This is a genomic window from Amycolatopsis umgeniensis, assembly GCF_014205155.1.
Taxonomy (GTDB): domain Bacteria; phylum Actinomycetota; class Actinomycetes; order Mycobacteriales; family Pseudonocardiaceae; genus Amycolatopsis; species Amycolatopsis umgeniensis.
This window is the reverse complement of record NZ_JACHMX010000001.1, coordinates 7,336,731-7,356,931: the sequence shown is the minus strand read 5'-3', so window position 1 is coordinate 7,356,931 and position 20,201 is coordinate 7,336,731. Positions and strand designations below refer to the sequence as shown.

The window sequence follows — 20,201 nt, the reverse complement described above, 5'->3', positions numbered from 1 at the left end:
GAGACATCATCCCACCGGTTCGCCGATCAGCGACCCACCGGCGCCCTGCAATTGTGCGCGAAGTTCCGGCGTGAGGATCTGGCCGACGCGGTCGACGAGCATCGTCATCTCGTAGGCGACCTGCCCGATGTCGCAGTTCGGGGCGGCGAGGATGGCCAGACAGGAACCGTCGCTGATGGACATCAGCACCATGATGCCGAGTTCCATCTCGACGACGGTCTCGTTGACCGCGCCGGCCTCGAAACACCGTGCGGCGCCCTGGGTCAGGCTGACCAGGCCGGACGCGACCGCGGCCAGCTGGTCGGCGCGGTCCAGCGGGAGACGGCTCGACGCGGTGAGCAGGAGGCCGTCCGCCGACACGACCACGGCGTGCGCCACTCCGGGTACCCGCTCGGCGAAGTCGTTCACCAGCCACCCGAACTGGTTCTGCTGGGGCTGGGCCGGGTTCGGCGAGGTCATTCACCCTCCAGGGTTTCGTGGTTGGCTTCGGTCGCCTGGGCTGTGTGGTGCCGTCCGCGCTGGATGCCCTGCTGGAAACTGCTCAGGCGACCGCGCACGTCGTGCGCGTCCCGCTGTGGTCGGGGGGTGACCGCCCCGGCGGGGGGTCCCGCGCTGCCCGGGAGCAACTGCTCCCCGCGACGGCGCCTGGGTAATCCTGCCGAAGTCATCTTCGCGGGCGTGGACTGGGACACCGCTCGGGCGGCTTTCCAGCCCTCGTCGGAGCCGAAGTTCCACGCGTCGGTCTCCTCGACGGCGCTGACCGGTTCCGGTTCCGGCGTCGCTGCCTGCGGTTTCTTCTCGGGCTTCCGGCTCGGCAGCGCGGCGGGCGGTACCACCGGACGCGCGGCCGTCTCCGGCGACTCCGCTGCTTTCGCGGGCTCGGGCTCGGGGGCGACCTCCGGCTGGGTGGCGGGGAGCTGCGTGGTCGCCGGTGCGGCCTTGTCCGCCGCCTCCTTGCGCCCCCGTTTGACGCCCTGCTGGAAGCTGCTCAGCCTGCCGCGTACGTTCGCCGGGTCCCGGACCGGCAGCTCCGAACTGGTGGCGGGCTCGGCGGCCGGGACCGACGACGTCGCACTGCCCGGCAGGAGCTGCTCGCCCTTGCGGCGGCGCGGCAGCCCGGCGGTGGTGAACGTCGACGGGGAGGTCTGGGAGACCTCCTGGACCGTGCGGAACGCCTTGTCGCTGGCGAAGTCCCAGTTGCGGGCCTCCTGCTCGGGGGTCGGACCGGCTTCGGCTGCGGGCTCGGGAGCCTTCTTCTCTTCGGGCTCCTTCTTCCCCGACTTCTCCTTCTTGGCCGCGGGTTCGGCCGCGGGCTTCTCCGGAGCGGGGGCGGGCGAACGGAACCACGCCGAGAGCATCTCGTCGAAGATCGGCGTCGTCTCCGACGCGGTGGGCGGCGGGGCGGCCGGGGGCGGCGTGGCCGTCTGGTTCCACCATTCGCTCAGCGTGGTGCTGTTCTTGGCCTCGAACAGTTCCTTGCCGCTGGGCAGTTCGCCTTCGATCGACGCCGCGGCGGGCTCCTCCGGCTCCTCGGCGACCGGCTCGGGCTCCGGTTCCGGGGCACGCGGCTGCGGCGCCGGCGGCTGGACGGGCGGGGAAGTCGTCTCGTCCTTGGGGATCGGGCTGAACAGCGCCGTTCCCGAGATCTCGACGTCCGACGGCGGCCGCGGGTCCTGGGTGTGGGTGTGCCCGTTCACCCCGGATTTGGTGTGGCCTGCCAGATCGTTCGCGGACGGCCACCGCTCGCCGCCCTGCGGGGGCACGCTCGGCATCCCCGGGCGCGAGCCGTTCGTGGGCCGTTGACGGCGGGGCAGGCCGCCCGGCTGCTGCGGCGGCACCGGCGCGAGGCGCTGGGTGATCGGGCCGGTGGCGGGGCCGGGGTCGCCGGGCGGGGGCATCACGAGATCCGCCGGGACCGAGACGGTGGCGCGCACGCCGACGATGTCCTTGCCACCGTGGAGCGAGACGCCGATGCGGTGCCTGCTGGCCAGGCGCCCGACCACGAACAGGCCCATCCGGCGCGACGTGGCGAGGTCGACGTTGGGGGCCTCGGTGAGCCGGGCATTGGCCTCGGCGACCTCGGCCTCGTTCATCCCGATGCCCTTGTCGAGGATGTCGATGCCGAACGAGCCGTCTTCGACGAGCCTGGTCGCGACGGTCACCTGGGTCTCCGGCGCGGAGAACGCGGTGGCGTTGTCCAGCAGTTCGGCGATCAGGCGCATCAGATCGTTGGCCGCGTACCCCACCAGCCGGACCGGCGGCGGGTTCTGCACGGTGACCCGCTGGTACTGCTCGATCTCGGACACCGCCGCGCGCACCACGTCGGTGGCGGAGACCGGCTGGCCGGACCGCCTGCCCGGCTCGGCGCCGGAGAGGACCATCAGGTTCTCGTTGTTGCGGCGCATGCGGGTGGCGAGATGGTCCAGCTGGAACAGCGTGGCGAGCTGGTCGGCGTCCTCTTCGTCGCGTTCCAGCCGCTCGATCAGCTGCAGCTGCCGCTGCACGAGACTCTGGCTGCGGCGGGAGAGATTGACGAACACGTTGCTGTAGCCGGTCCGCATCGAGGCCTGCTCGGTGGCCAGGCGCAGCGCCTGGTGGTGCACCTTGTCGAAGGCCCTGGCGACCTCGCCGATCTCGTCGTCGCCGCCGACCGGCACCGGCTGCACGTCGGTGCCCTGCGAGCGGCCCTCCTGGATGTTGCGGACCGCGTCGGGCAGCTGCTTCTCGGCGACGTCGAGGGCGCTGGCGCGCAACATCTTCAGCGAACGCAGCAGCTGACGGGTGATGAGGAAGACGACGGCGACGGCGAGCACCATCGCGCCGAACAGCAGGACCGCGAGCAGGCCCGCGCCGCTGCTGGCGTCGTCGACCAGTTCGGCGGACACCGCACTCGCCTGCGCGCCGAACTTGTTCGCGACCTCGCCGGTCTTGGTGATCACCGTGTTCGAGGCGTCGTTCCAGCCCTGCGCGGACAACGTGCGGAACGCCTGAGCGGCGGAGGCGCCCTGATCGCCGAGGGCGGTCTTCGCGAGCCTGTCCCGCGTCTCCATCGCGTTGTCGGTCACGGCGGCGCTGAACTCCTGGCGCTGCTGTTCCGAAGCGGCGGCGCGGAAGTCGGTGAAGCGGTCCGCCAGCCGGAGTTCGGCGGTGCGCAGCTGGTCGAGCTCGCTCGGCGCGAGGCTCGAACGGGCGATGCCGAAGGAGACCAGCGCCTGGCTCAGCGACAGCTGTTCCTTCATCACGGCGAGATCGTGCAACGCGGCGGGGGTGCCGCCGAGCACGTCTTCGCTGGCGCCCGCGGCCAACGCGGTGTCGACGGCGAGCAGCGCGGTGGTGACGTCGGTGTACTCGCCGATGGCCTGGACCGGGTCGAGCTGCCCCGCCGAGGCGCGCTGCCGGATGTCGGCGAGCTTCTCCAGCTGTGCGGCGGCGGCGTCCCGCGCCTGCCGGAGCGACGGCTCGTTCTCGACCGCCCTGGACGCGGCGGCCACATAGAGAGGTATGGCGGTGTCGACGTCGGCGCGGGCGGAACCGAGCTCGAGCGTCCCGCCGACGGTGCCGGCCGTCAGCCCCGCTGCGGACTGGGTGCGCTCGCGCCCGAGCCCGTCGGCGAGGGTGCGGATCTGCCCGCTCAACGCGACGAGACGGTCCAGGCGCTGGTAGCCGTCGGAACGGCCGACCTGGCCCGCGATGGTGGCGATGCCCAGTGCGAGCGCGATGAGGATCGGCACCAGGGTCACCGCCGACAGCTTCACCGGCAGGCTCCAGTCCCGCCAGCGCACGAGCGCACGCCAGCCGGTGGCCCACCGCGATGGCCGGGGAGTGCGTCCCAGCAGCTCCCCGACAGGCACTTGGCCTTCTCCTGCAACGGTCACGTAGGTGACTCCCTGTCCGGCGTCCTGGCACGGTCTGAGGCGTCCGTTCCCGCGAGGTGTCTGCCCGCGGAGAACTCGGCCCCGGCCTGACCACGTGATCGATCGCGACACGAGGGACCCCGTCCGGCGATCCTGGTGTCCCCAGGAACACCGGTCCGCTTCAAGAGGTCTTGCACCTGCACGTGCAGGTCGCAACCTGCGAAGTGCATGGTCGTCGAGATCAACTTTTCTTTGCCAATCGATCACTGCGGGTCAGCCGGGCCAAAGAATCGTACACCAATCCGGGTGCCGTCAATTCCGTTCAGCATACGGGTGCTGACCTGGGAAAAGTGCATATCCGAACGATGTACAAGGCCCGGAATCCGTCTCCGCGTCACAAACGAGGGAATTCCGGTTACAGGTTGCGCGGGTGCATCAGGTGCTCAGGTCACCCGATCAGCCTACGCTGGGTAGCCACTTCGCCCGGTCGAACTACTTTCCGTGCCCCCATCGGGTGGGTCAAGCCCAAATGTGTGCCCGATGTTGTGGCCTTACCGCTCCGGCCGGTTCGTTGTCGCCCGACATGGTGATTTCTTTCGGGATGATCGTCGAACCAGGGGATCTTCCCCGGTCGGCGATGGCGGGCACAGTATCGAAGCCCGCTTCGCCTCGGAAGAAAAACTACGATCTGTCACCAAAACGGGGGACACAGCGTGGCCGTCCTCCCCGTTTGCCGCAGTGGGCCGATCGGGCGACGACCGCGCGTGACAATCGCGCTCACTATTACGAGTGATAAAGCCGGTTCATTCCGGCCTAAACGAATTCCCCGAACAACTATTCCGAGGGGAAAACGAATACCGGGGGCGCACGCATCCGGAACCGGGGTCGCCTATTCAGAGTGCCCGAAGCCGAAGTTAGTATGTGCGCTCCGTACCGCGCCCGGATGCCAGCAAGCCCCCGGAGGAACCCCATGCCCGATGTCGCGCGCCCGTTCGCGGCGAGCAACGCCCTCGAGGACACCGGGCAGATGCCCGCGCTGTTCGTCCGCGAGCGCCAGCAGCCCGCTCCCCCGCCGCCGCGCAGCACCGGCCCCGACTTCGACCGGATCCAGCACGGCAAGGAGTTCGTCGCGCTGCGCAAGACCTTCCGGCGGTTCGTGTTCCCGATGAGCCTGCTGTTCTTCACCTGGTACATGACGTTCGTGCTGCTGGCGGCCTACGCGCACGACTTCATGAGCCGGAAGGTGTGGGGCGAGGTCAACGTCGGCATCCTGCTCGGGCTCGGCCAGTTCGCCAGCACGATCCTGATCACGATCGCGTACCTGAAGTTCGCCAACAAGCGGCTCGACCCCAAGGTCGAACGGCTGCGGGCGTCGGTCGAGGCGGGGGAACGATGAGCATCCCCGACAACAACCCGGCCCTGAACATCGCGGTGTTCGCGCTGTTCGTCGCGATCACCCTGTACGTGGTGTACCGCGCCAGCACGCGCAACTCGTCCACTTCGGACTACTACGCGGCGGGCAGCGCCTTCACCGGACGGCAGAACGGCATCGCGCTTTCGGGTGACTTCCTCTCGGCGGCGTCGTTCCTGGGTATCGCCGGGGCGATCGCGATCCACGGCTACGACGGCTTCCTGTACTCGATCGGGTTCCTCGTCGCCTGGATGGTCGACCTGCTGCTGATCGCGGAACTGCTGCGCAACACCGGCCGCTTCACCATGGGCGACGTGCTGAGCTTCCGGATGAAGCAGCGTCCGGTCCGCGCCGCGGCCGCGACGTCGACGCTGGTGATCTCCTTCTTCTACATGCTCGCGCAGATGGCGGGCGCCGGCGGGCTGGTGGCGCTGCTGCTGGACATCCACGGCGGCATCGGCCAGGCGCTGGTGATCGGCGTCGTCGGCGTCGTCATGGTGCTGTACGTGCTGGTCGGCGGGATGAAGGGCACCACGTGGGTGCAGATCATCAAGGCGACCATCCTGCTGCTCACCGGTGCGCTGATCACCGTGTTCCTGTTCGGCAAGTTCGGGTTCAGCTTCTCGAACCTGCTCTCGGCCGCCGCCGACAAGAGCCCGCTCGGCGACGAACTGCTGGAGCCGGGCGGCTCGTACGGCAAGAGCGAGGTCACGAAACTCGACTTCGTCTCGCTGGCGCTCGCGCTGGTCCTCGGCGCCGCCGCGCTCCCGCACGTGCTGATGCGCTTCTACACGGTGCCGAACTCGCGCGAGGCGCGGCGCTCGGTGGTGTGGGCGACGGCGTGCATGTCCGTCTTCTATCTCTGCACGCTGGTGATCGGCTTCGGCGCCGCGGCGCTGGTCGGCCCGGAGGCGATCAAGAACGCGCCCGGCGGGGAGAACTCGGCGGCGCCGCTGCTCGCGCTGAACATCGGCGGCACTGTCCTGCTCGGCATCGTCTCGGCGGTGGCCTTCGCGACCATCCTCGCCGTCGTCGCCGGGCTGACGATCACGGCGTCGGCCTCCTTCGCCCACGACGTCTACGCCAACATCTTCAAACGCGGCGACGCGGAACCGGCCGCGGAGGTCCGGGTCGCCCGGCTGACCGCGGTCGCCGTCGGGGCTCTCGCGATCGTGGGCGGCATCCTGGCGAACGGGCAGAACATCGCGTTCCTGGTGGCGCTGGCGTTCGCGGTCGCGGCGTCGGCCAACCTCTCGACACTGCTGTTCTCGCTGTTCTGGAAGCGGTTCAACACCACCGGAACGCTGTGGGGCATCTACGGCGGGCTGATCGCGAGCCTGGTGCTCGTGTTCTTCTCGCCGGTGATGTCCGGGGCCGCGGACTCGATCATCAAGAGCGTCGACTTCCACTGGTTCCCGCTGAAGAACCCGGGCCTGGTGTCGATCCCGTTCTCGTTCCTGTGCGGGATCGTGGGCACCTTCGTCGGCCGGTCGAAGGCCGATCCGGTCAAGCACGCCGAGATGGAGGTCCGGTCCCTCACCGGGATCGGCTCCTGATCTCCCTGCCTTGACCTGCCCTGAGGTCCCGCGGGAGGCCGCGGCATGTCGCGAAAGCCACTTTCGGGACGTCTGATGTCCCGAAAGTGGCTTTCGCGACACCGCCGCCACGGTGGGACGCGGACAGCCCTCACGACCTGTCCTGAAAGCCCGTCCATCACACCCGGAGGCCGTCCAGCACGATCGCGAGGAGCCGCTCCGTGTCTTCGCGCGACGCCTTGCTCGCGGCCGAACCCACCCCGTGGCCGAGCCGCAGGATGTCGACGCCGGTGACGTCCGGCCGGATCACGCCCTCGTCCTGGGCGGCCTTCACGATCGTGTCGGACGCGGCCCGCAAGCGCGACTGACACCAGCCGAAGACCTCGGAGCCGGCGTCGACGGACGCCTTCAGCGTCATCGCGAGCCCGTGCTTCTCGACCACGTAGACGACGTGCGTGGCCAGCCACGTCTCGAGCGCCTTCCCCGGCGGCAACTCTTCGAGCAGGTCGTAGGCCTGCTGCGCCAGCCCGTCGATCTCGTCGCGGTAGACGGCCTCGATCAGTTTGTCGCGCGTCGGGAAGTGCCGGTACAACGTGCCCGCGCCGACACCGGCGCGTTTGGCGATGTCGTCGGCGGGCACGTCCACGCCGTCGGCGGTGAACGCCTGTTTCGCCACGGCCACGATGCGCTCGTAGTTGCGCCGTGCGTCCGCGCGCATGGGCCGGTCCGGATCGGCCGTGACCATCTGCACCTCCTCGGGCGACGAAAACGGAGACGTTCTCCGAATCCACTTGCGTAAGCGGAGAGTCTCTCCATATCATCGCCCACGACCTCAAGTGGAGAGTCTCTCCGCTTCATCTCGTTACGTCTTTGGAGTATTCCTTGACCGAGCGAACCCTGCGTACCGAGCCCAGGCCTGAGACGGCCGAGGCCCCACCGCCTCCGCACCGGCTGGTCCTCCCGATCATCCTGACCTGCCAGCTCATGCTCATCCTCGACGCGACGGTGATGAACGTCGCGCTCCCCCGGATCCAATCCGACCTCGGCTTCACCGACACCGGCCTGTCCTGGGTGATGACGGCGTACAGCCTCGTCTTCGGCGGCTTGCTGCTGCTCGGCGGACGCGCGGGCGACCTGTTCGGCCGCCGCCGGATGTTCGTCGTCGGCGCGGCCGTGTTCACCACCGCCTCCCTGCTCGGCGGCCTCGCCGGTTCGGCGGAGATGCTGATCGCGGCCCGGGTCGCGCAAGGCGTCGGCGCCGCGCTCGCCGGGCCGAGCACCTTGGCGCTGATCACCAGCACGTTCACCGAGGCCAAGGCGAGGGTGCGCGCGCTGGCGCTGTTCTCGGCGATGTCCAGCAGCGGTTTCGCGATCGGCCTGCTGCTCGGCGGGCTGCTCACCGAGTGGATCTCGTGGCGCGCGGCGCTGTACATCAACGTCCCGTTCGGGCTCGCGATCGTGCTGCTCACCTCGCGATACGTGGCCGATCCGCCTCGGCGACGGGCGCGACTGGACCTCCCCGGCGCGTTCACCGGCACCCTCGGCGTCGGCTCGCTCGTGTTCGCCTTCACCCACGCCGCGTCGCACGGTTGGGGCGACACCGTCACCCTCGGCAGTCTCGCGGCCGGGTCGGCCCTGCTGGCCGCGTTCCTCGTGATCGAAACGCGGGTGAGCCAGCCGCTGATCCCGTTGCGGCTGTTCGCGGAACGCGACCGGGCCGCGGCCTACGCCAACTTCTTCCTCGGGCCGATGGCCATGATGTCGATGTTTTTCTTCCTGACCCAGTTCCTGCAGGACATCGCGGGTTTCGCCGCATTGGAGACCGGCTTCGCGTTCCTGCCGATGGCGCTGTGCATGTTCGGGCTCAGCAGGCTGATCCCGCGGCTGCTCCCCCGCTTCGGCCCGAAACCGCTCGCGCTGACCGGGACGGCCCTGATGACCAGCGGTGTCGTTTGGCTGACCACGCTCACCACCGAAAGCGGGTACTTCTCGCATCTGCTCGGGCCGATGCTGCTGATGGGCGTCGGCGCGGGGCTGGCGTTCTCCCCGCTGAGCGTGATCATCATGGCGACCGTGCCCACCGAGGACGCGGGTGCCGCGGGAGGGGTCCTGCAGACGTTGCAGCAGACCGGCGCGACGCTGGGGCTCGCGATCCTGATCACCGTGTTCGGCGCGGTGACGCGGACTCCGTCCGGGAGCCCGGCGGAGACCACGGTCGACGGGATGACCGCGGCGTTCGCCACCGCCGCCGTGGTGACGGCGGCGTCCTTCCTGGTCGCGCTGACCTTCCGGCGCCGGGCTTAGAGCTTCACACCCGCCTGGATCTTGTGCGTGACCTTGCGCTCCATCACGAAGGAGAAGAACGGGATACAGCCGGCGATCAGCACGAGCAGAGTGCCCTTCATGGACCAGCGGGCCTTGATCGCGAGATCGACCGCGAGCAGCAGGTAGATCAGGTAGAGCCCGCCGTGGACCATGGGGATCATCTTCACGAACTGGGGCAGTTCCACGCTGAAGACATACTGCAGCAGCATCTCGACGACCAGTCCGAGCAGGGCCACACCGGTGGCGTACGCCGCGACGCGGAACCGGATCAGCGGCCCGCCCAGCGAGACCGGGCGGGCCGGGGCGGCGTCGTCAGTTCGGGTGGTCATAGGGTCTCGAACCTCTCTGGGGAACTACTTGTCGCGGGCGTTGAGTTCGCGCAGGTACTCGTTGTACGCGGCGAGCTCGTCGTCTTCGGGTGCGGGCGCCGGGGCGGGCCTCCGCCGGGGCGCGGGCACCTCGGGGACGGCGGCCTCGGCCGTCCGCTCCGGGATGTCGGCCTCCGCGGCCTGACGGCGGAGTTTGCGGATCCGCCAGAACATGAACGCGGGGAACAGCCCGAACAGCGGCCACTGCAGGACGTACCCCAGATTCTGGAACGTCCCGCTGGCCGAGGAGAACCGCTCCCACTGCCACCAGGCGAGCCCGCAGCACAGCGCCAGGCTCACCAGGCAGACGCCGGCGATGCCGAGACGGCGCAGGGTGACGGGCGATGCGGGCACGCATCGACGCTAGCACTGGGCACGCGGCGAAAGTTCGGCGACCGGGCCGGTCGGGACCTTGGTCCCGGGGTCACTTGGCGGTCCGGGTTGGCCAGGAGCGTCTTGGGTGCCTACTGGTTCTGGGCATGCGTGACCGCCGGTCCGGGCGCACAGCGGCTGTGTCGCGAAAGCCACTTTCGCGACGTCTGATGTCCCGAAAGTGGCTTTCGCGACACCCGGAGCCGACGCGCGAGGCGGCGGCAGCTCACTTGGTGGCGGCAACGGCCTTCGCGTAGTCGTCCGCGAGGCCGAAGACCTTCTGCGCGTACTCCGTCGAGTTGTTGTACGACAGGATCCCCTGCCACCACCCCGAGGCGGCCGACATGTCCCGGTTGTTCACGCACAGATAACGCGCCGCCGCCAGCGTCGCGTCGTCGATCTGCTGCGGGTCGCCGACGCCGTCCCGGTTGCCGTCGGCGGCGTAGCGGCGCCAGGTGCTGGGGATGAACTGCATCGGGCCGACGGCGCGGTCGACTGCGGCGTCCCCGTCGAACTGGCCGCCGTCGGTGTCGCCGATCGCCTTGACGCCGGGCGACCCGTCGAGCGGGACGCCGATGATCGGTTTCGACGGCCGTCCGTCCTGGCCGAGGACGGCGCCGCCGTACTGGCCGTGGTTCGACTCGATCCGGCCGATGCCCGCGAGGGTGGCCCACGAGATCTTGCAGTTCGGCTGCATCTGGCGCATCGCCAGCTCGGCGTTGCCGTAGGCGAGCAGCGCCCTGGCCGGGACGCCGGTGGCTTGTGCCGCCCGCTCGGTCCACGCGGCCAGGGGGTCCTTACCCGGTTTCGGCTGCGCCTGCTGCGGCGAGGTCTGCTGGGCCGCGCCACCGGCGGGGGTGGCGTTGACCGGCACGACCGTCCCCGGTTCGACGGCCGCCGCCTTGACCTGCAGGGCGGGGATCTCCATCGTCGTGGGGCTCGCGACCGGGGCGGACGCCTTGGTCACCAGCCAGATCCCGCCCCCGGCGAGGCCCAGTACGGCCAGCACGATCACCAGCCTGCCGAAGACGGCGGCACCCGCCCCGCGGCGTGACGGAGCGGGTTGGGCCGGGTCGGCGACGAGCTCGTCGTTTTCCGGGGTGGTGCGCACGAAGCGAGTCCTCCAGCGTGGGCGGCGATCACGACCGATGCTCGAACAACGAGCCCGCGCAGGTTAGCGTTACGCGGTTGCCGAGATCGCCCTTGCCACGCCGGTTCACCCGCGCGTGCGAGAAGTTCTCATCAGGCGGACTTTTGCTGCCTCGCGAGGCGCGCCACGCACCAGGCAGGGGCGCTGCCGCGGCGAAGGTGCTGCAAGACGGTCATCGGGCCGAGACGACGGCTCAGGTCGGACGGGGCGAGCCCGGCCGCACGGTAGTCGAGGGCGCGCTGGTCGAGCGGGCTGATCCCGGCGTCCCACCAGGCTTCGGCCTCGGCGACGCCGCCGACCATCTGCCACCAGCCGGCGGCCGCGACGAGCAGATCCCGCGGGACCTCGGGGAGACGGCTGCGCATCGCGTCGACGTAGCCGGGGTCCGCGGCCTCGACCGGCGCCCAGCGCGCCTGGCCGGACTGCTGACGCTGACCGGGGATACCGGGAGCTTGGCGGGGGGCGTCGGCGAGCCACGCGGACGCGATCCGGTCGGTCTCCTGCTCCTCGGGGGTTTGCTCGCGCTCGGCGGCCCACTGCCGGATCAACGCATCGACTCCGGGATCTCCGGTCATCCCTGCCTCCTCATGATTCCCCGACTGACAAGTCCTGACTTACTTGCCCGGCTGAAAGTTCCGCTGCCTTGAGGCTTGCACCTGCGGAAACGCGTCCCCAGGAGACCGGCTCCGGCGTCTGGAGGACCAACCGATCACGCAATGTGAGCACCGTAGGGGCGCGGAGGTCTTTTCCGCCAGAGCTTCCGGGGCACGAATTCGTCGACCAGCGGGTTTTCGGGGGCAATCCACCCGGATGGTCGAGTCGCCCGACCGAAATCAGAGGTGGGTGACTCTGCGTGATAACCGCTGGTGGATGCGCACAGTGATCACCGGCGTCGCGAGGGACACCGGTGAGGAGGGACGACGGGTCAGGAGAAAAGGCTCCGGACGAACGTCACGATGGCTTCGGCACCGGACCGGAGCCAGCCGAGCGCGGTGTGGACGGCATCGGCGGATTGCGTCGGCCTGCTGATCAGAAAGAAGAGCACGAGCGCGACGACGGCGATCACAACGAATTTCTTCAAGCCGGGCGACATGGCTCCATCCCATCACACCGTAGTGTCCAGACGATGACTCCGCGCGCACTGCGGACTTTGTCACCACTTTAAGGAGATTCGGGCCTCGTTGCCCACCCGGTTTACCCCGAGGAGCGATCCATGAGCGAAAACGTTCTCGTCCACCGGGAAGGACCGGTGACGACGATCACGCTGAACCGGCCCGAGGCCCGCAACGCGGTGGACGGCCCGACCGCCGCCGCGCTGGCGGATGCGTTCCGCGCTTTCGACTCCGACGACGAGGCCGCGGTCGCCGTCCTCACCGGGTCGGGTGAGGCCTTCTGCGCCGGAGCCGATCTGAAGGCCGTCGGCACCGGCCGCACCAACTCACTCGATCCGGTGGGTGACGGGCCGATGGGGCCGACGCGGATGGCGTTGTCGAAGCCGGTGATCGCCGCGGTCCGCGGGCACGCCGTCGCGGGCGGACTGGAACTGGCGCTGTGGTGCGACCTGCGCGTCGCCGACAGCACGGCCGTCTTCGGGGTGTTCTGCCGCCGCTGGGGGGTACCGCTGATCGACGGCGGCACGGTGCGCCTCCCCCGCCTGATCGGGCATTCCCGGGCGATGGACCTGATCCTCACCGGACGTCCGGTCGAGGCCGAGGAGGCGCTCGCGATCGGACTGGCGAACCGGGTCGTGCCCGACGGCGAGGCGCTTGCGTCCGCGCAAGCCCTGGCGCGTGAGCTGGCCGCGTTCCCGCAAGCCTGTCTGCGCGCGGATCGCCGATCCGCGTACGGCCAGTACGGGCTCACCGAAGGGGAGGCGATGCGTGCCGAGTTCTCGAACGCGCTGATCGGCGGCGGACTCGCCGAGGAAGCGGTGAGGGGCGCGAGCCGGTTCAGCGACGGCGCGGGGCGTCACGGCAGTTTCAGCGGCCCTCGGCCCTAGTCTCTATCGGATGACCGAAACCGGAGTCGCACTCAGACCGGTATCCGAAGAAGACCTGCCGATGCTCGAAGGACTGACGAACGATCCGCAGGCCGCGGGCGCTTTCGAGTGGCACGGCTGGCACGACCCGCACTTCTTGCGCCGCCGCTGGGCCGAGACCGGCATGCTCGCGGCGGACAACGGGATGCTGATGATCGCGCTCGACGGGCAACGGCTCGGCTTCGTCTCCTGGCACAAGACCAGGAGCGGATCGACGTCGTTCTGCTGGAACGCCGGCCTGGTGCTCATTCCCGAGGCGCGCGGCCACGGCTACGGGACCGAGGCCCAGCGGTTGCTGGTCCGCTATCTCTTCGCGCATACGCAGATGAACCGCGTCGAAGCGTCGACGGAGGCGGGCAACGTCGCCGAGCAGCGTTCCCTGGCGAAGGCGGGCTTCACCAAGGAAGGCGTGCTGCGCGGCTATGGGTTCCGGGACGGGGCCTGGCGCGACCACATCCTCTATGCGGTGGTGCGATCGGACCTGGGCCCCGACCCGGAACGCCTCTAGTTTCCTCGACCTAGACGATCGTGCCCGCGGCCTTGAGCCGCTCGATCCCGTCGGCGTCCACCCCGAGCTCCGCGAGAACGTCGGCGGTGTCGCCGCCCTTGGGCCGCGGCGGTTCCGGCGTCGCGGACGGCGTGCGGTCGAACCTCGGCGCGGGTGCGGGCTGCAGCATGCCGCCGACGTCGACGAACGTCCCGCGCGCGACGTTGTGCGGATGCGACGGTGCTTCGCGGGGCGAAAGCACCGCCGTCAGGCACGCGTCGGTGCCCTCGGCCTTCGCGACCAGCTCGTCCCGAGTGTGCTTCGCGACGGCTTCGGCGACGATCTTGCGCAGCTTCGGCCACTCGTTCTTGTCGACGTGGACCGGGGTCTCTTCGGGATCGAGGCCGAGCACCTTCACCAGATCGCCCCAGAACCGCATCTCGATCGCGCCGATGGCGACGTACTTGCCGTCGGCGGTCTCGTAGGTGTCGTAGAACGGCGCTCCGCCGTCGAGCATGTTCTCGCCGCGCCCGCCGGGCCAGAGCCCGGAGTCCAGCAGCCCGTGCAGGCTGGTGGTCAGCAGGGCGGCGCCGTCCACCATGGACGCGTCGACGACCTGGCCCTTGCCCGAGGACTGACGTTCGAACAGCGCCGCCAGCACCCCCATCGCGAGCAGGAGGCCACCGCCGCCGAAGTCACCGACGAGGTTGAGCGGTACCACCGGCCGCTGCCCGGCGTGCCCGATCGGTTCGAGCGCGCCGGAGATGCCGATGTAGTTGATGTCGTGCCCGGCGACGGTCGCCAGTGGACCGTCCTGGCCGTAGCCGGTCATCCGGCCGTAGACCAGCCGCGGGTTGCGGGCGTGGACCTGCTCCGGCCCGATACCCATCCGCTCGGCCACACCGGGACGGAAACCCTCGATGAGCACGTCGGCTTCGTCGGCCAGTTTCAGCACCAGTTCGACCCCCTCGGGGGTCTTGGTGTTGATCCCGATCGACCGCCTGCCGCGGGCGAGCGGATCGTTCGGGAAGCCGATGACGTCGTTGCCCGGTGTCGCCCGGTCGATCCGGACGACCTCCGCGCCGAGATCGGCGAGGATGGTGCAGGCGAACGGCGCCGGGGCGAGCCCGGCCAGTTCGACGACCTTGAGCCCGCTCAGCGGCCCAGCCTTCATCGCCACGTCCTTTCCTTGTACGGCAACGTTTTCACAGCGTGCGGGAAATGATTTCCTTCATGATCTCGCTGGTACCGCCGAAGATACGGGAGATCCGGATGTCGGCCCACGCGCGCGCGATCGGGTACTCGGACATGTAGCCGTAGCCGCCGAAGAGCTGCAGGCAGTCGTCGACGACCTTGTTGACCCGTTCGGTGGTCCACAGCTTCGCCATCGCCGCGCCCTGGACGTCGAGTTCCTTGCGCAGATGCCGTTCGATGCACTGGTCGAGGTACGCGCGGGACACCGCGGCCTCGGTGGCGGCCTCGGCGAGCTTGAACTTCGTGTTCTGGAAGTTGTAGATCGGACGGCCGAAGGCCTGGCGGTCCTTGGTGTAGGCGATGGTCTGGTCGATCGCGGCCTCCATCCCGGCGACCGCGGTGACGGCGATGATCAGCCGTTCCTGCGGAAGCTGCTGCATCAGCTGGATGAAGCCGAGGCCTTCCTGTCCGCCGAGGAGGTTGGCGGCGGGCACCCGGACGTCGTCGAAGGACAGTTCCGCGGTGTCCTGGCCCTTGAGCCCGATCTTGTCGAGGACACGGCCGCGGCTGAAGCCCGGCGTGTCGGTCTCGACGGCGATCAGCGAGACACCCTGCGCGCCCGCGTCCGGGTCGGTCTTCACCGCGACGACGACGAGGTCGGCGTGGAAACCGTTGGTGATGAAGGTCTTCGCGCCGTTGATCACGTAGTGGTCGCCGTCGCGGACCGCGCGGGTCTTGATGCTCTGCAGATCCGAACCCGTGCCGGGTTCGGTCATCGCGACCGCGCCGACCATCTCACCGGAGGCGAACTTCGGCAGCCACGCCTTCTTCTGCTCTTCGCCCGCGTACTCGAGGATGTAGTGCGCGACGATTCCGTTGTGGACGGTGACGCCCCAGGCGCTGTCGCCGGACCGGGCCTGCTCTTCGTAGAGCACGGCCTCGTGGGCGAACGTGCCGCCGCCACCGCCGTACTCCTCGGGGATGGACAGGGCCAGCAGGCCGACCTCGCCCGCCTTCGTCCACAGTTCGCGGTCGACCTTCTTCTCGGCCGCCCAGCGCTCCTGGTTCGGCACGAGTTCCTTCTGACAGAACGTCCGGGCGAGGTCCCGGAGGTCTTCGAGTTCCGTCGTGCTCCACGAACTCTTCTGGATCTGCAAGGGCACGGCCAACGCCTCCTGATCAGGACCTGGAAAACATGACGCATAGGATGTAAGTTCCAAGCGGAATGTACATCCGTACCGAGCTGCACGTAAAGGGGGTACCGGTTCGATGACCGCACTGGGCAGGACCCACCGGACGCAGGCCGAACGGCGGGAGCAGACCCGCACCGCCCTGCTCGACGCGACCATCGACTGCCTGGTCGACCTCGGGTACGCGCGCACCTCGGTCCAGGAGATCTGCGCCCGCGCCGGGGTCTCGAAGGGTGCCGTGCAGCACCACTTCTCCGCGAAGGCCGAACTGATGGCGGCCGCCGTCGAGCATCTGACAGAGAAGCTGCGCGGACGGCTCGCGGCCTCGCTCTCGGCGCTCCCTGGTGGCGCCTCGGGCGTCGCGGCGGCGATCGACCTGCTGTGGGAGGGCTATTCGGGCACGTTGTCCACGGCCGCCACGGAACTGTGGGTCGCGGCGCGGACCGACCCCGAACTGCGCGAGGCGATCCGGCCGGTCGACAGGGCGCTGGGCCGTTCGACACTGGAGCACATCACCGCCGTCGCCGGGGATCTGCCGAAGGAACGCGCGGAGATCCTCTTCTGGCTGACCGTGAACCTCACCCGCGGCCTGGCGCTGGACGCCGAACTCGGTGGCGATCCGAAGCGGCGGCGGCAACTGCTCGACGAATGGAAGCGCGTCGCGGTGATGTTGTACGAGGACGCTTCCCCTTAAGATCCGGATATGGGGGCTCACAGAGCGTTGGCGGCGCTGACCGCGGCGGTGTTCGTGCTCGCCGGATGCGCGGCCGAGCCGCCGCCCGCGCCCACCGGGCCGTTGACGCTGCGCGAGGCACTCGGCGACCCCACGACCGTGAACTTCTGCGATCTGCTGGACCTGCCCGACCTCGACAACTCCCTTCCGCTGGAGTCCAGGCCGGCGCCCAGCATGGGCTCCTGCTCGTTCCGGACCAAGAGCGCTCTGATCAGCTTCGGTTTCCCCGAGGACCGAGCGAAGGAACGCCTGGCGGGAGCCACCCCTGTTCCCTGGCAAGGCCCGACCCGTGACCTGCGGGTGGTCCGCACGGACCTCGAGGGCCAGCCCCTCCTGCACCTCGTCTTCGCCGACGACTCCTCGATCCGCGTCGGCACGTACTTTTCGTCGCCCGCGGGCGACGACGAGTCGCTCGCCGCGGCGACGAAAACCCTGGAAGGCGCCGTCCGTTCACTCGTGGCGGGCAAGCAGGCGGCACATCTCGACTACCGCGAAAACTCCCTGGCACGACTGGACGCCTGCTCCGCACTGGTGTCCGACAGCGAGGTTTCCGCGCGCCTCGGCACCCCGGTCTCCGGGAAGGGCGATCTCTCCCGGCACCAATGCCTCTGGGGTGAACAAAGCGCGGAACGGTTCGCCCGGCTGGAATTCGGTCTCGGCCCGAATCCGAAGGCCACGGCGAGCGCTCCCGAGGAGATGCTGGGCGGGCGCCGCTCCTTCGTCCAGGAAGTCAGTGGCGGCTGCACGGTGTTGACCGGCCACATCGGCGGCCCGGCCGCGAGCAAGAACCAGTTCGAGCACGCCGTTCTCGCCGTACAGGCACCAAAAGCGTGCGAAATCGCCAGGGAAATGGCGAACGTCGCTTGGCCCAAGCTTCCCGCGTAGCACGCGCGACGAGGCTTGACCAGAGCACAGGTGACACTTATCTCGCGGGCCGATCCGTGGTGGAATTCCTTGCTGGACAACAGAACCGGCGGAGGAGCCGACCATGAGCGCGCCGCAGCAGCAGCCGTACCAACCGACTGGCCCGTTCGGCGCAATGCAGCCCGTCCAAACTCCCGTCGCGGCACCGCGGCCACCGTCCGACGCGCGGCTCCCCCGGTTGTTCGCCGCGATGATGGGTGTCTTCGCCGGGCTTCTGGTACTGGTCGGGACCTTTCTTCCGCAGTCGACGTACGAACAGCTCTCCGACGGCAAGGCGGTGTCGAAGTTCGCCGAGACCGGCTGGACGCGGAGTTTCGACATCGAACCGTCCGCCGAGGAGAAGGAGTTCTACGACAAGACCCATGTCGCCCGGTACGGCATCCCGCTGTCCGCCGTCGCGCTGACCCTGTTCGCCGGGGCCGCGGTGGGCTTCGCCTCGTACCGCCGGAGTTCGGGTTCGCCCGCCGCGACGACGTCGAGGACGCTGCTGGTCGCCGGCGGGGCCGGGACCGCGATCGGCGTCTGGATGCTCGGCATGGACATCTCGGCGAGCCTGAGTTTCGGCCAGGACACCGGCCGTTTCGTCTCGCGCTACGGCACCGGGAGCGGATTCTGGATCCTGCTCGCGGGCGGGCTCGTGGCGTTGCTCACCATCGGGCTGGCGATCGTGGCCCATCGCCGCGAACCCGAACCGCCCCGGCAGGCCCCGTACGCGGTCGGCTACGCGCCTTACGCGCCCGGCGTCCCTCAGCAGCAGTATCCGCAGCAACCGCCGCCGCAGGCCTATGAACCGCCGTCGCCCCCGACACCGCCTTCGGGCTCCGCGCTGCAGCAGCAGGACATCCTGCGCCCGTCCCCCGACAACCCGCCACAGCCCGGCAATATGTGAAACTATTTCACGTCAGCTGGACAGTCTCCATACCGGCAGTATGCTGTACTCGTCGGTAACACCTGGGCTCTGCGTGGCGCTCCCGGCTCCACGCGGCATGGAACGGAGACGGCATGACGAGCACGACACCGGCGAGCGCGGGCCACCACACCGAAGGTCCGGCCACCATCGGCGGCGTTCCCGGCGCCCCGTCCTCGGCGAGGGCGGAGCGGCTCGTGCGGCGGGTCGTGGGCGGCAGGGATTCCGCGCCGGTCCAGATGCACGCCCCGTTCACCGGGCAGCCGATCGCGACGCTCCCCCAGGCCACCGACGCCGACGTCCGCGCCGTGTTCGATCAGGCGCGGGAAGCGCAGCGCTCGTGGGCCGAGCGACCGGTCGAGGACCGTCAGCGCATCTTGATCCGCCTGCACGATCTGGTTTTGAAGCGCCAGGAAGAGGCGCTCGACCTCGTGCAGATCGAGGCGGGCAAAGCCAGGATGGACGCCTTCGACGAGGTCAGCGCCACCGCGCTAGTGGCCGCCTACTACGGCAAGCACAGCGCGAAGTTCCTTTCGCCGCGTGGTGCCGCCGGACTGATCCCGGTGCTGACGAAGGTCGGCGAGATCCGGCACCCCAAGGGCGTCGTCGGGATCATCTCGCCGTGGAACTACCCCCTCGCGCTCACCGCGATGGACGTCCTGCCCGCGCTCGCGGCGGGCAACGCCGTCGTGCAGAAGCCGGACAACCAGACCGCGCTCTCGGCGCTGTGGCTGCAGGAGGTCGCCGAGGAGGCCGGGCTGCCCGCCGGTGTCTGGCAGATCGTGCTCGGCCGCGGTTCGAAGATCGGCGACGCGCTGGTCGAAGAGTCGGACTATCTGTGCTTCACCGGATCCACCCCGACGGGCAAGGGCCTCGCCGCGAAGGTGGCGGAACGGCTCACGAGCTACTCGCTGGAACTCGGCGGCAAGAACCCGATGATCGTGCTGCCCGACGCGGACATCGCCAAAACCGCCACGGGCGCGGTGACCGCGTGTTTCTCCTCCGCGGGCCAGCTGTGCGTCTCGGTCGAGCGGATCTACGTCCACGAGTCCATCCGCGAAGAGTTCACGCGGGCCTTCGTCGCCAAGACCGCCGCGGTACGGCTCGGAGGCGCCCTCGACTACCAGGCGCAGATGGGGTCGCTGACCTCGGAAGACCAGCTCGCGACGGTGTCGGCGCACGTCGAGGACGCCCGTTCGAAGGGCGCGACGGTGCTCACCGGCGGCAAGGCCCGGCCCGACCTCGGCCCGCTGTTCTACGAGCCGACCGTCCTCACCGACGTCACCGAGGACGTCAAGCTGTTCGCCGAGGAGACCTTCGGGCCGGTCGTGTCGATCTACGGCTACACCGACGTCACCGAGGCGATCGAGCGCGCCAACGACACGCGGTTCGGGCTGAACGCGAGTGTGTGGTCGCGCAACGGCCGCGCGGGCTGGGAGGTCGCGGCGCGGCTGAAGGCCGGGACCGTCAACGTCAACGAGGGCTTCGCGGCGACCTTCGGGACCGTGGGGTTGCCGATGGGCGGGATGAAGGAGTCCGGCGTCGGACGGCGCAACGGCGCCGAAGGGCTGCTCAAGTACACCGAAGCACAGGCGATCGCGGTGCAGCGCGGGATGCCGCTGCGCCCCGGCCGCGGAATCCCGCCGAAGCTGTGGGCGCGAGTCCTGAGCACGAGCCTGAAGGCACTTCGCCGCCTTCCGCGCCGCTGACCTT

At 69.4% G+C, this 20,201-nt stretch carries 19 protein-coding genes; 9 read left to right on the top strand and 10 right to left on the bottom strand.

The window, feature by feature from the left end; translation table 11 throughout:
- Positions 1–6 precede the first annotated feature (6 nt).
- Entirely contained in the window at positions 7–459 is a 453-nt protein-coding gene (locus tag HDA45_RS34290) for a roadblock/LC7 domain-containing protein (RefSeq protein ID WP_005166055.1), read from the bottom strand.
- Complete coding sequence (locus HDA45_RS34285; protein ID WP_184902422.1) at positions 456–3,851, bottom strand: nitrate- and nitrite sensing domain-containing protein; 3,396 nt, start codon at positions 3,849–3,851, stop codon at positions 456–458. The genes HDA45_RS34290 and HDA45_RS34285 overlap by 4 nt, the downstream gene beginning before the upstream one ends.
- A 973-nt stretch (positions 3,852–4,824) precedes the next feature.
- Between HDA45_RS34285 and HDA45_RS34280 the strand changes: the two genes are divergently transcribed.
- Together HDA45_RS34280 and HDA45_RS34275 are read left to right on the top strand one after the other, a co-directional pair.
- Complete coding sequence (locus HDA45_RS34280; protein WP_184902420.1) at positions 4,825–5,250, top strand: DUF485 domain-containing protein; 426 nt, start codon at positions 4,825–4,827, stop codon at positions 5,248–5,250.
- Positions 5,247–6,821, top strand: a complete 1,575-nt coding sequence (locus tag HDA45_RS34275) for a solute symporter family protein (RefSeq protein ID WP_184902418.1) — start codon at positions 5,247–5,249, stop codon at positions 6,819–6,821. Before HDA45_RS34280 ends, HDA45_RS34275 begins: the two co-directional genes overlap by 4 nt.
- Positions 6,822–6,978: 157 nt before the next feature.
- Here the strand turns inward: HDA45_RS34275 and HDA45_RS34270 are convergent, their stop codons facing one another.
- The gene (locus HDA45_RS34270; RefSeq protein ID WP_184902416.1) at positions 6,979–7,545 is read right to left on the bottom strand and encodes a TetR/AcrR family transcriptional regulator; all 567 of its coding nucleotides are present in this window, start codon (positions 7,543–7,545) and stop codon (positions 6,979–6,981) included.
- Between the two features lie 137 nt (positions 7,546–7,682).
- Between HDA45_RS34270 and HDA45_RS34265 the strand changes: the two genes are divergently transcribed.
- A complete protein-coding gene (locus tag HDA45_RS34265) occupies positions 7,683–9,104 on the top strand; it encodes an MFS transporter (protein WP_184902414.1) in 1,422 nt (473 codons plus the stop codon).
- On the opposite strand, the gene HDA45_RS34260 is transcribed toward HDA45_RS34265, so the two are convergent.
- The 5 genes from HDA45_RS34260 to HDA45_RS34240 form a co-directional block, all read right to left on the bottom strand.
- Positions 9,101–9,454: a DUF3817 domain-containing protein gene (locus tag HDA45_RS34260; protein WP_184902412.1), complete on the bottom strand. Its 354-nt coding sequence runs from the start codon at positions 9,452–9,454 to the stop codon at positions 9,101–9,103. The genes HDA45_RS34265 and HDA45_RS34260 overlap by 4 nt on opposite strands.
- 24 nt (positions 9,455–9,478) lie before the next feature.
- On the bottom strand, positions 9,479–9,847 hold the full coding sequence (locus tag HDA45_RS34255) for a hypothetical protein (protein ID WP_184902409.1): 369 nt from the start codon (positions 9,845–9,847) through the stop codon (positions 9,479–9,481).
- A gap of 244 nt (positions 9,848–10,091) precedes the next feature.
- A complete protein-coding gene (locus HDA45_RS34250; RefSeq protein WP_184902406.1) occupies positions 10,092–10,976 on the bottom strand; it encodes a lytic murein transglycosylase in 885 nt (294 codons plus the stop codon).
- Positions 10,977–11,107: 131 nt separating this feature from the next.
- Positions 11,108–11,590, bottom strand: a complete 483-nt coding sequence (locus HDA45_RS34245; protein WP_101606484.1) for a transcriptional regulator — start codon at positions 11,588–11,590, stop codon at positions 11,108–11,110.
- A 350-nt stretch (positions 11,591–11,940) separates the two neighbouring features.
- Positions 11,941–12,096 (bottom strand): hypothetical protein, encoded by a 156-nt coding sequence (locus tag HDA45_RS34240; RefSeq protein WP_162182762.1) that lies wholly within the window; start codon positions 12,094–12,096, stop codon positions 11,941–11,943.
- 132 nt (positions 12,097–12,228) lie between these two features.
- Here HDA45_RS34240 and HDA45_RS34235 point away from each other — a divergent pair, with 132 nt between their 5' ends.
- Positions 12,229–13,014: a crotonase/enoyl-CoA hydratase family protein gene (locus HDA45_RS34235; protein WP_184902404.1), complete on the top strand. Its 786-nt coding sequence runs from the start codon at positions 12,229–12,231 to the stop codon at positions 13,012–13,014.
- 10 nt (positions 13,015–13,024) lie between these two features.
- Complete coding sequence (locus tag HDA45_RS34230) at positions 13,025–13,561, top strand: GNAT family N-acetyltransferase (protein WP_184902402.1); 537 nt, start codon at positions 13,025–13,027, stop codon at positions 13,559–13,561.
- Positions 13,562–13,571: 10 nt separating this feature from the next.
- Here HDA45_RS34230 and HDA45_RS34225 read toward each other — a convergent pair whose 3' ends face one another.
- Complete coding sequence (locus tag HDA45_RS34225; protein WP_184906330.1) at positions 13,572–14,714, bottom strand: CaiB/BaiF CoA transferase family protein; 1,143 nt, start codon at positions 14,712–14,714, stop codon at positions 13,572–13,574.
- A gap of 31 nt (positions 14,715–14,745) precedes the next feature.
- The gene (locus HDA45_RS34220) at positions 14,746–15,897 is read right to left on the bottom strand and encodes an acyl-CoA dehydrogenase family protein (protein ID WP_101606482.1); all 1,152 of its coding nucleotides are present in this window, start codon (positions 15,895–15,897) and stop codon (positions 14,746–14,748) included.
- A gap of 106 nt (positions 15,898–16,003) precedes the next feature.
- Here HDA45_RS34220 and HDA45_RS34215 point away from each other — a divergent pair, with 106 nt between their 5' ends.
- From HDA45_RS34215 to HDA45_RS34200, 4 genes are all read left to right on the top strand, one after another.
- Positions 16,004–16,618, top strand: coding sequence for a TetR/AcrR family transcriptional regulator (locus HDA45_RS34215; RefSeq protein ID WP_184902400.1), 615 nt, complete (start codon positions 16,004–16,006; stop codon positions 16,616–16,618).
- 9 nt (positions 16,619–16,627) lie between these two features.
- On the top strand, positions 16,628–17,542 hold the full coding sequence (locus HDA45_RS34210; RefSeq protein WP_184902398.1) for a hypothetical protein: 915 nt from the start codon (positions 16,628–16,630) through the stop codon (positions 17,540–17,542).
- A 103-nt stretch (positions 17,543–17,645) separates the two neighbouring features.
- Positions 17,646–18,470, top strand: a complete 825-nt coding sequence (locus tag HDA45_RS34205) for a hypothetical protein (protein WP_184902396.1) — start codon at positions 17,646–17,648, stop codon at positions 18,468–18,470.
- A gap of 113 nt (positions 18,471–18,583) precedes the next feature.
- Positions 18,584–20,197, top strand: a complete 1,614-nt coding sequence (locus HDA45_RS34200) for a succinic semialdehyde dehydrogenase (protein WP_184902394.1) — start codon at positions 18,584–18,586, stop codon at positions 20,195–20,197.
- Positions 20,198–20,201: the final 4 nt, after the last annotated feature.

Coding starts and splice junctions, on each gene's coding strand:
- HDA45_RS34290 (WP_005166055.1), bottom strand. CDS start 459: ATGACCTCGCCGAACCCGGCCCAGCCCCAGCAGAACCAGTTCGGGTGG.
- HDA45_RS34280 (WP_184902420.1), top strand. CDS start 4,825: ATGCCCGATGTCGCGCGCCCGTTCGCGGCGAGCAACGCCCTCGAGGAC.
- HDA45_RS34275 (WP_184902418.1), top strand. CDS start 5,247: ATGAGCATCCCCGACAACAACCCGGCCCTGAACATCGCGGTGTTCGCG.
- HDA45_RS34270 (WP_184902416.1), bottom strand. CDS start 7,545: ATGGTCACGGCCGATCCGGACCGGCCCATGCGCGCGGACGCACGGCGC.
- HDA45_RS34260 (WP_184902412.1), bottom strand. CDS start 9,454: ATGACCACCCGAACTGACGACGCCGCCCCGGCCCGCCCGGTCTCGCTG.
- HDA45_RS34245 (WP_101606484.1), bottom strand. CDS start 11,590: ATGACCGGAGATCCCGGAGTCGATGCGTTGATCCGGCAGTGGGCCGCC.
- HDA45_RS34235 (WP_184902404.1), top strand. CDS start 12,229: ATGAGCGAAAACGTTCTCGTCCACCGGGAAGGACCGGTGACGACGATC.
- HDA45_RS34230 (WP_184902402.1), top strand. CDS start 13,025: ATGACCGAAACCGGAGTCGCACTCAGACCGGTATCCGAAGAAGACCTG.
- HDA45_RS34225 (WP_184906330.1), bottom strand. CDS start 14,714: ATGAAGGCTGGGCCGCTGAGCGGGCTCAAGGTCGTCGAACTGGCCGGG.
- HDA45_RS34215 (WP_184902400.1), top strand. CDS start 16,004: ATGACCGCACTGGGCAGGACCCACCGGACGCAGGCCGAACGGCGGGAG.
- HDA45_RS34210 (WP_184902398.1), top strand. CDS start 16,628: ATGGGGGCTCACAGAGCGTTGGCGGCGCTGACCGCGGCGGTGTTCGTG.
- HDA45_RS34205 (WP_184902396.1), top strand. CDS start 17,646: ATGAGCGCGCCGCAGCAGCAGCCGTACCAACCGACTGGCCCGTTCGGC.
- HDA45_RS34200 (WP_184902394.1), top strand. CDS start 18,584: ATGACGAGCACGACACCGGCGAGCGCGGGCCACCACACCGAAGGTCCG.